This is a genomic window from Sulfuricurvum sp. (assembly GCF_019163035.1).
In the GTDB taxonomy this organism is placed as follows: Bacteria; Campylobacterota; Campylobacteria; order Campylobacterales; family Sulfurimonadaceae; genus Sulfuricurvum.
The window spans coordinates 1-5,177 of sequence record NZ_JAFLKV010000063.1 but is presented as its reverse complement, the minus strand read 5'-3'; the positions used below and the strand labels follow the sequence as shown (position 1 = coordinate 5,177).

The following is a 5,177-nucleotide window of genomic DNA, read 5'->3' as shown; positions in this document are numbered from 1 at the left end:
GGGAGGATCGCATCGTAAATTTTTTCGGCGTTGTAGCGATCATACTCGCTCCGCAGCCCCATACCGCTTTGGGGAATATCACCCAGACCGCGCCAGCGAAAGTCTACCTTGTGGAAATATTTATCATTCAACGCCTGCGCTTTGAGATTCCCCTCGCATGTCACGGCACGTTTATACTCCACTTCGAGCTCACATCGATTTTCGATAAATTGTTTGACGATCATACTGATCGATTGCATTACATCCACCGGCTCAAATCCGCTCACGACGACCGGTTTCCCCCAGTCGCGCGGGAACTCTTCGTAGATTTTGCTTCCGCTGATAACGCTGACGTGAGAAGGCCCTAAAAATGCATCGATGATACACGCTTCATCACTGATGAGGGCGCGCATCGGTTCGGGTACGGTGACGTGGTTGAAATGCAAGAGGATATTTTTTACATCTTGGCGGATCACCGTGTCTAAAAGAGCGGCGGTCATCGGGGTCGTCGTCTCAAATCCTATGGCAAAGAATATCACCGTTTTATCGGGGTTCTCTTGTGCGATTTTAAGACAATCTAGAGGTGAGTAGACGAAACGGACATCCGCCCCCTTGCTCCTTGCATCTTGCAAAGAGCCATTGCTTCCAGGGACTTTAATCATATCGCCGAGCGTCACCAAAATGACATTATCTTGCATACTCAATACATAGGCATGATCGATCCGCTCTTTGGGCATGATACACACGGGGCATCCCGGACCGTGAACGAAATGGATGTTGGAGGGGAGCAGTTGCAACACACCGTATTTCATGATGGTGTGGGTATGTCCGCCGCATACCTCCATGATATTGATCGGGTGAGGGAGCTTTGAGGCATCCTCAGCGATGATCTTCGCGTACGCTTTTATCGTATCGGCATCTCGAAAATCATCATAAAGATTTTTAAGTTCCAATCCCATCTCAGGCTCCGCCGTTCGGACAGTTATCACTCTCTGCTATCGCGGCAAGCCTATCTTGTTCATCCATCGTATCGAGTATTTCCCTATATACTTTGAGCGATTCGAGGGCATCTCCCTCGTCGATCTTGTTCATGATAAACCCGATATGAAGGAGTACATAATCGCCGATTTTGACACTTCCCTCTTCCATAAGATCAAGTCCTGCATTACGCTGAATACCCATCGTATCAACGGTTGCAATATTGTTTTCGGTGTCGATACTGACGACTTTTGAGGGGATTGATAAACACATAATTAGCTTCTCATCTTTCGTTTAAATTCAATCCAATCAATCACCTTCATGATGGAGGCTTCGTCGTTGATATTTACTTCTAAAATATCGACGTTCGGTTTGATCTTTCTCGCTTCGGCTTTCTCCCGCTCGATGTCGTATTTGAAATACGGTAACAGATCGGTTTTGGTGATAAGGATCAGATCGGCACAACGGAACATCACCGGATATTTGGCGATCTTGTCTTCCCCCTCAGGGATCGAAACAAGGACGATGTTGAGATGCGATCCCACATCGTAGCTCGCAGGGCAGACGAGGTTCCCGACGTTTTCGATAAAACAGACATCCAGTGGTGCCAACGGCAAATCATGCAGCCCTTTGTGTACCATAAATGCGTCCAGATGACACGCACTCCCCGTCTGAATCTGTACGGCAGGAATTCCCACCGCAGTAAGGCGATCCGCATCGCGTGACGTCTCCAAATCCCCCTCGATAACTCCGAATTTAAACGGCGCTAAACTCCCCATCTTTTCGAGAAGCGTTGTTTTTCCGCTCCCCGGTGAGCTCATCAAGTTGATCGCCAATACCCCGTGCTCGTTAAAATGTTCACGGTTGTGGTGCGCCTCTTGGTCATTTTTGTCCAAAATCTTTTTGATGACGGAGATCGTTTTTGCATCATTGAGCTGAGGGTTGTGATGCAATGTTTCATGCGCCGCCTGATGGGTATGAGAGTGTTCATCGTCGTGATGGTGATGATGATGCCCCCCTTCGTGAGGATGTTCAAGCTCATCATGCTCATGATCATGAACGTGAGTATATTCTCGTCCAAACTCATCGACATGAGTATGCCCGTGCTGGTGGTTATTGGTCGTAATCGAGCATCCGCAATCTTTACACATAGTTAATCCTTTTTGTTTGTTTTAAATTATCAATCCCGCTCGTGTGAGGAGATCGATTTCATACGCATTTTCACTGGTTCCATCGTATAGGATTTTACCTTTTTCATCCAAAATGACGACACGCTCACCGAGTCTGGGTGCAATAGCCAAGTTGTGCGTCGCCGTTATCGTCGTGATGGGGAGTGCGGCGATAATGTCGAGAAATTTGGCGGTACTGGCAGGGTCAAGCGCGCTGGTCGGCTCATCGAGTAGTAGCACTTTCGGCGAAAGCGACATGACGCACGCGAGTGCGAGTTTTTGTTTTTGTCCGCCGCTGAGTTTGAAAGGGACGTTTTTCAGATGCGGTGTCAATCCGAACAGCTCGGCATAGTTGCGTACCCGCGCATCGACATCGTCAAACTCTAGTTGACGGGCACCGAACGCTATCTCATCATAAACGCTCGGATTGAAAAGCATCGCATCGATGTTTTGAAACACCAGCCCGACGTTGCGGCGAAAATATTCATTGGTTTGCTTCTGTTTCAACGCACTTTTACTCAGTGGGTTTCCCTCAAACAAGAGCTCACCGCTATCAGGGAACTCCAAGCCGTTGAGGAGTTTTAACAGGGTGCTTTTCCCGCTCCCGTTAACCCCTAAAAGAACCACTTTTTCCCCTGCACCGATATGGAGGTTCAGGTTTTCAAAAACGGTATTAGCCTCTCTTTTGAGAGTGACGTTTCGGAGTTCAAACATGAAAACCTCTCGATTTCATCGCTTCGAAATTCTCTTTTCCTTCTCGGATATTTTTATCCAAAAATCCTGCTATAGCAGAACCCAAATACCCGTATATCTCCTGTCGAGACGGTTTTCGCAGTGTTCGTGATTTCAACGCATCGGTGTAATCGGCGAACGAACGCTGCATATTCATGATTTTCGAGACGCTCAAAACCAATAAAAAAGTCAAATCTTTGGAAAACGCGACCGCCTCATAGATATTGACTCTGGAGGTAAAAAGGAGCGTCAGAAAGATCATATCAAACGAGCGCAAATTGACGGTCAAAAAATAGTGCCAAAACGACTCATCTCTCAAATAAAGGGTAAAGGAATAGCTCAACGTGATAAACAGCGAAAAAAGTGCCACCAAGATAAAGGATCGACGGGCAATCGAAAGTACCGATTTACCCGACATGATCATTAGCAAAGCAAGGATGATCAAGAGCGGCTCATAACTCTTGAGAGTCGATATGGCTATCAAAGCACCGATATAGAGGAGAAAATAGGTTTTAGCTGGCACGTTTACTCAACTTTTTGATACCTATCATCACGCCAAAGATCAAACCCGCACCGAGCGCCGCACTGATCCATGTCGACATCAAAGCACTCACACCGCTGATTTCATAATCAGGTATGATCGCCGAAATCAAAGGTTTTGTAGTTTCGATCGATTGGGGCACGTAGCCTATCATCGAGCGAATCTCCTCTACGCTCCACTCACCCCATGCAGGTCCTTCGGCGATTAACCCCAGCGGAGTTAAAGCGATCACAACGAGGATAAAAATCAATAAATATTTCCCGTTTTGACTCATACCGTAGCTCCTTTGGCGGTGCTTTGATTTTTGATTTTTTCGACAAACCCCATCACCAACATCGTCGCAAATCCCTCTACCACTCCGAAAACAAGGAGGTGAGAGCCGACAACGGCGGGGAGTGTGACATTAAGACCGAACGGAAAATAGATCGGATGCCCTAGTGCATCAACACCCAACAGAGGCTGAATTCCCAAAGCCACGGCAACCACAACGGACGCGGCAACGATACCGCTCCACCCTGCTAAAAACAGCACAAGATTGTTATTCACTCTATCATGGAGCAGTTTGTGGGCGTAAAACGCGCTAAATGAAGCGACAAATCCCATCGCCAAAGAGTTGATGGCAAAGACGCTGAGACCTCCGTCACCGAAAATAAGCGCCTGAATAAAGAGCGTCAACGATAGACAAAACGCCGCCACCCAAGGACCGAACAATATCGCCAAAATCGCCGCCCCTATAGCGTGCCCGCTGGTTCCTCCTGGAATGGGGATATTGAACATCATGATGACAAACGAAAATGCCGTTAATGACGATAAAAACGCATAAGACTCATCATTGATCGCCTCTTTGGTTTTTTTCCACGCCACAATCAACAAAGGTATCGCCGCAACCGTTGCGGGTATATAGGTAGAGGGGGATATGAATCCGTCCGGTATATGCATCTAAACACCTCTATGAATAGTTATTCAGTATAGTGGTAATTATAGAAGATTTATCTATAAAGAAGTTGAAAAAAAGTATTTCTTAGTTATTTTTAGGACTAATCTCTTAAAAAATACCCACCATACCCTTTAGAGTTTACGAGCAACACTTCCCTGCGGATGATTATACCAGCCCGGATCGGAGTAATCCTCTTTAGGTTGATTAGCGCGGACTTTGACAAGGGTGAACATCCCCCCCATCTCGATAGGTCCGAATGGCCCTTGTCCAGTCATCATCGGTAGTGTATTTTCCGGCAATGCCATCCCCATCTCCGCCATATCCTGCATCTCAGCCATCCCGTTTTTCCCCATCGGCATATACATATACTCCGGCATCAAATCGCTGATTTTTTCGGTGAGGTCGTCTTGTTTAACTCCAAGCATATTGGGGACACTATGCCCCATCGGTCCCATCGTGTGGTGTGATTTATGGCAGTGAAATGACCAGTCCCCCTCATGGGTTGCGACGAACTCAAATGCTCTCACTTGCCCTACTCCGACATCAATGGTCACTTCCGGCCAACGGGCACTTTTGGGAACCCATCCGCCGTCGGTACAGGTCACTTCGAACGGATGACCGTGCATGTGGATCGGATGGTTGGTCATGGTGAGATTACCGACACGGATACGGACACGATCACCGACACGAACATTCATAGAATCGATCCCCGGAAAAACACGGCTGTTGAAACTCCAAAGATTAAATTCGGTCATGGTCGAGGGATTAGGGGTATAAGTTCCCGGTGCTACATCGTAACTGGAGAGGAGAAAACAAAAATCGCGATCCACCCGATGCTCTT

At 47.3% G+C, this 5,177-nt stretch carries 8 protein-coding genes; all 8 read right to left on the bottom strand.

Annotation, left to right across the window (positions count from 1 at the left end; translation table 11 throughout):
* Nucleotides 1-938 (bottom strand): hydrogenase formation protein HypD (gene hypD / locus JZU62_RS05245; protein ID WP_295012602.1); only part of this gene is annotated, 938 nt, incomplete at its 3' end.
* Nucleotide 939: 1 nt separating this feature from the next.
* The gene (locus JZU62_RS05240; RefSeq protein WP_295012600.1) at nt 940-1,230 is read right to left on the bottom strand and encodes a HypC/HybG/HupF family hydrogenase formation chaperone; all 291 of its coding nucleotides are present in this window, start codon (nt 1,228-1,230) and stop codon (nt 940-942) included.
* 2 nt (nt 1,231-1,232) lie between these two features.
* A complete protein-coding gene (hypB, locus tag JZU62_RS05235) occupies nt 1,233-2,108 on the bottom strand; it encodes a hydrogenase nickel incorporation protein HypB (RefSeq protein WP_295012598.1) in 876 nt (291 codons plus the stop codon).
* A gap of 21 nt (nt 2,109-2,129) precedes the next feature.
* Nucleotides 2,130-2,840 carry an ABC transporter ATP-binding protein gene (locus JZU62_RS05230; RefSeq protein WP_295012596.1) on the bottom strand — a complete coding sequence of 237 codons (711 nt, stop codon included), beginning with the start codon at nt 2,838-2,840 and terminating at the stop codon, nt 2,130-2,132.
* Nucleotides 2,833-3,381 carry a hypothetical protein gene (locus tag JZU62_RS05225; RefSeq protein WP_295012594.1) on the bottom strand — a complete coding sequence of 183 codons (549 nt, stop codon included), beginning with the start codon at nt 3,379-3,381 and terminating at the stop codon, nt 2,833-2,835. The genes JZU62_RS05230 and JZU62_RS05225 overlap by 8 nt, the downstream gene beginning before the upstream one ends.
* On the bottom strand, nt 3,371-3,673 hold the full coding sequence (locus JZU62_RS05220) for a PDGLE domain-containing protein (RefSeq protein WP_295012592.1): 303 nt from the start codon (nt 3,671-3,673) through the stop codon (nt 3,371-3,373). The genes JZU62_RS05225 and JZU62_RS05220 overlap by 11 nt, the downstream gene beginning before the upstream one ends.
* Nucleotides 3,670-4,338: a cobalt transporter CbiM gene (gene cbiM / locus JZU62_RS05215; protein ID WP_295012590.1), complete on the bottom strand. Its 669-nt coding sequence runs from the start codon at nt 4,336-4,338 to the stop codon at nt 3,670-3,672. Before cbiM ends, JZU62_RS05220 begins: the two co-directional genes overlap by 4 nt.
* Nucleotides 4,339-4,467: 129 nt before the next feature.
* Nucleotides 4,468-5,177 (bottom strand): multicopper oxidase domain-containing protein (locus JZU62_RS05210; protein WP_295012588.1); only part of this gene is annotated, 710 nt, incomplete at its 5' end.

Coding starts and splice junctions, on each gene's coding strand:
- JZU62_RS05230 (WP_295012596.1), bottom strand. CDS start 2,840: ATGTTTGAACTCCGAAACGTCACTCTCAAAAGAGAGGCTAATACCGTT.
- JZU62_RS05240 (WP_295012600.1), bottom strand. CDS start 1,230: ATGTGTTTATCAATCCCCTCAAAAGTCGTCAGTATCGACACCGAAAAC.
- hypB (WP_295012598.1), bottom strand. CDS start 2,108: ATGTGTAAAGATTGCGGATGCTCGATTACGACCAATAACCACCAGCAC.
- cbiM (WP_295012590.1), bottom strand. CDS start 4,338: ATGCATATACCGGACGGATTCATATCCCCCTCTACCTATATACCCGCA.
- JZU62_RS05220 (WP_295012592.1), bottom strand. CDS start 3,673: ATGAGTCAAAACGGGAAATATTTATTGATTTTTATCCTCGTTGTGATC.